The sequence below is a fragment of the Brevundimonas sp. genome, assembly GCF_023259385.1.
Taxonomy (GTDB): Bacteria; Pseudomonadota; Alphaproteobacteria; order Caulobacterales; family Caulobacteraceae; genus Brevundimonas.
Genome location: NZ_JAHFPF010000317.1, coordinates 1 through 3,494, shown reverse-complemented (window position 1 = coordinate 3,494; position 3,494 = coordinate 1). Strand labels below are relative to the sequence as shown.

At 70.3% G+C, this 3,494-nt stretch carries 5 protein-coding genes; all 5 read left to right on the top strand.

Annotation, left to right across the window (positions count from 1 at the left end):
- The coding region (locus Q0C81_RS17495) for a NepR family anti-sigma factor (RefSeq protein WP_291840997.1) at window positions 1-107 on the top strand (107 nt) is incomplete at its 5' end.
- Window positions 104-712, top strand: a complete 609-nt coding sequence (locus tag Q0C81_RS17490; RefSeq protein ID WP_291840995.1) for a sigma-70 family RNA polymerase sigma factor — start codon at window positions 104-106, stop codon at window positions 710-712. The genes Q0C81_RS17495 and Q0C81_RS17490, both read left to right, overlap by 4 nt.
- Window positions 713-716: 4 nt before the next feature.
- Complete coding sequence (locus tag Q0C81_RS17485) at window positions 717-2,483, top strand: sensor histidine kinase (protein ID WP_291840993.1); 1,767 nt, start codon at window positions 717-719, stop codon at window positions 2,481-2,483.
- Between the two features lie 38 nt (window positions 2,484-2,521).
- Entirely contained in the window at window positions 2,522-2,659 is a 138-nt protein-coding gene (locus tag Q0C81_RS17480; protein ID WP_291840991.1) for an entericidin A/B family lipoprotein, read from the top strand.
- 186 nt (window positions 2,660-2,845) lie between these two features.
- On the top strand, window positions 2,846-3,494 hold a 649-nt coding region (locus Q0C81_RS17475; protein WP_291840989.1), incomplete at its 3' end, for an MFS transporter.

The window sequence follows — 3,494 nt, the reverse complement described above, 5'->3', positions numbered from 1 at the left end:
TCAAGCTTCGGCACATGTTCGACGAGGTCGTCAACGAGCCGGTGCCGGACGAGTTTCTCGATATCCTGCGCCGCGCCGACGAGCGTTCGGGCGAGGGCGGCTCATGAGGGGCGCCTCCAGCCCGCTGCCCAAGCCTCCCTCCGCAGACGATAACGCCTTCAAGAGGGAGCTGGTCGCGTTGATCCCGCATCTGCGGGCTTTCGCCCGCACCCTGACCGGTGATCCGACGGCGGCCGACGACCTGGCGCAGGACGCCATGATGAAGGCGTGGGACGCCCGCGCCAGCTATCAGATGGGCACCAACATGAAGGCCTGGACCTTCATGATCCTGCGTAACCAGTTCTATTCCGAGAAACGCCGATCCTGGCGCCAGTCGCAGCTGGACCAGGAAGCCGCCGAGCGGACCCTGGTGGCCGTGGACGATCCGGAATCCCCGGTCGCGCTGGACGAACTGCGCCTGGCCCTGGCCACCCTGCCCGAGGAACAGCGCGAGGCGCTGATTCTGGTCGGCGCCGGGGGCTTCGCCTACGAGGAGGCCGCCGAAATCTGCCAGTGCGCTGTCGGCACGGTCAAAAGCCGCGTCTCCCGCGCCCGCAAGGCGCTTCAGGCCACGCTCGAGAAGGGCGGCTACGCCCGCGACGGCCGCGCCGCCGGCGACGCCATGCGTTCCATCCTGGCCGCCGCCGACCGCTTGAGCAGCGTCCGGAACTGATCCGGTGCGGATCGGGCGCGCACTGGGCAGGGGGCTGGCTCAGCCGAAATTCCAGGGCATCCGCTTTCGATTGGGCGTCGCCCTGGCCCTTGCCCTGCTGCCCATCCTCCTGCTGGGCGCCTTCCAGGCCCAACAGCAGTTCCGTCTTCAGGACACGGAGCGGCGGCAGGACCTGCAACTGGCCGCCGAACGCACGGCCGCCAGCGCCAAGGCGCGGCTGGACAGCACCAGCGTCCTGCTCCAGGCGCTGCGGCCCGAGGCGCTGGAGCTGTTCTGCGAACCCCGGCTGACGGCGCTGGTCGACCGGCTGGACGACCTTGACGGCCTCGCCCGGCTGAGCCCCACCGGCTACACCGCCTGCGCTTCGCAAGCGCTCGGCGCCTCGCCGCCGCCCTGGCTGATCGACGCCCGCCGCAGCGCCTGGTTCCAGCGCCTGCGCGCCGGCGAGAACACGGTGCTGGCCCGCGCGCCCGCCGCGCCGGGACGACCGCCGGGACTGATCGTCGCCCTGCGGCTTGAACGGCCCCTGGGCGCCTTCGACGGCGCCATGATCGCGGTCATCCCCCTCGCCTCCCTGCAGCCGGACGTCGCCGACGCCGCCCTGCCAGAGGGATCCCAGGCCGCCCTCACCGATGCGCAGGGCCGCATCCTGACGGCCACGGACGTCGACGCCTTCACCCTGACCGGCGACCAGAGCCTGCTCGGCTGGGTCGATCGCGCCCGCACCCAGGGCTCGTCCATCTTCGAAGGCGATTCCGACGGTCGGCGCCGGGTCTTCGCCGGCGCGGCCCTGGCCGGACGCGACGTCTACGCCCTGCTGTCGGCGCCGTCGCCGGGCCTGCTGTCATGGGCGCGCCTGAACCCGGTCGGCCTGCTTCTGATGCCCCTGGCCGCCTGGCTGGCCGCCTTCGTCTCGGTGATGCTGTTTAGCGAGCGCATCGTGGTGCGCTGGCTCGACTATCTGGAACGGATCGCCGCCATCTACGCCCGCGGCCGCTTCTCGGTGCGTCCCGTCCAGGCGGTCAATGCGCCGTCAGAGATCCGCGTGCTGGCCAAGACCCTGGACGAACTGGCCGAGACCATCACCACCCGTGACGCCGCCCTCTTGGCCTCGGTCGAGGAAAAGGACGCGCTGATGCGCGAGATCCACCACCGGGTGAAGAACAACCTGCAGATCATCTCGTCCCTGCTGTCGATGCAGCAGCGGGCCCTGAAAGACGAACCAGCCAAGGCGGCCGTGGGCGACACCCGCCAGCGGATCGCGGCCCTGGCCCTGATCTACCGCACACTCTACCAGAGCGACGACCTGCGCTATGCGGACGCCCGCATCTTCCTGACCGAACTGGTCGGCCAGCTGATCGCCAGCGAGAGCGGGCGCGGCCATCTGGTCACCTCGTCGGTGGAGGCGGATTCGCTGGTCGTCGATCCCGACAAGCTGGCTCCACTGGCCCTTTGGCTGGTCGAGGCGGTGACCAACGCCCAGAAACACGCCTTCGCCGGCAGAGGCGGCGACCTGAAGGTCCGTTTCCGAGTGCAGGGCGACCAGAGCGTCCTGGAGGTGCAGGACAACGGACCGGGCGTCAGCGAGACGGAACGCGCGGGCGTGGGGCGCACCCTGATGGGCGCCTTCGCCAAGCAGCTGCGCGGAGAGGTCGAGATGCTGCCGGCCGAGGGAGGCGGCACGATCGCCCGCATGACCTTCGCCACGCCCGAGGCCGTGGTCCCTGTCGATCCCGCCGACCTGGGAACCCCCAAAGCCCCGCGACGTTGATACGGCAGACGCCTCCCCGGCCTCATGGAGTTGAACCGATGCGCAAGATTTTCATTCTGGTCGCCGCCGCCGCCGCCCTGACCACCGCCGCCTGCAACACCGTGTCCGGCGTGGGCCGTGACGCCTCCGCCGCCGGCCACGCCGTCACGGGCGCCGCGGAAGAAGCCAAGAACTAAACCCGTTTCGAGTTCCCGGATGCGGTTCCCCCGACCCGCGATCCGGTTGAAAGAGGCCCGCCGGTCCCCCCACCGGCGGGCCTTCGCCTGTCTGGCCCGCCGCTTCCCGCTTGCGCCCGGCGCGGCGCGCTCTAGCATCGCGCCGAAGCGTCCACAGACGACGCTCACGACGCGGGGAGGCGTTGGATGACGCAAGCGGTTGAAACCCGGGATGGACCGGGCCTGAAGACGGTCGTGGGCGCCTCAGCGGCGGGCACGGCGTTCGAGTGGTACGACTTCTTCGTCTTCGGCTCCCTCGCCACCGTCATCGCCAAGCATTTCTTCGCCGATGCGGGCGAGACCGTCAGCTACATCATGGCCCTGCTGACCTTCGGCCTGGGCTTCGTGGTCCGGCCCCTCGGCGCCCTGGTGTTCGGCTGGTTCGGCGACCGCACGGGGCGCAAGACGACCTTCCTGGTGACCATCACCCTGATGGGGGTGGCGACCGTCGCCATCGGCCTGCTGCCGGACTACGGGACCATCGGCATCGCCGCGCCGATCCTGCTGCTGATCATGCGCATGCTGCAGGGCTTCGCCCTGGGCGGCGAGTACGGCGGGGCCGCCATCTACGTCGCCGAACATTCGCCGCCGAAGAAGCGCGGCCTGCTGACCGGCTGGATCCAGACCACCGCGGCCATGGGCCTGATCGGCGCCCTGGCGGTCATCCTGACGACGCGCGCCCTGGTCGGGACCGAGGCCTTCGACGACTGGGGCTGGCGCATTCCCCTCCTGCTGACGGCCCTGCAGCTGGCGGTGTCGCTGTGGATCCGGCTGAAGCTGAACGAGAGCCCGGCCT

Bases quoted from the DNA above. Each gene is read 5' to 3' on its own strand.
- Q0C81_RS17490 (WP_291840995.1), top strand. From the start codon at position 104: ATGAGGGGCGCCTCCAGCCCGCTGCCCAAGCCTCCCTCCGCAGACGAT.
- Q0C81_RS17480 (WP_291840991.1), top strand. From the start codon at position 2,522: ATGCGCAAGATTTTCATTCTGGTCGCCGCCGCCGCCGCCCTGACCACC.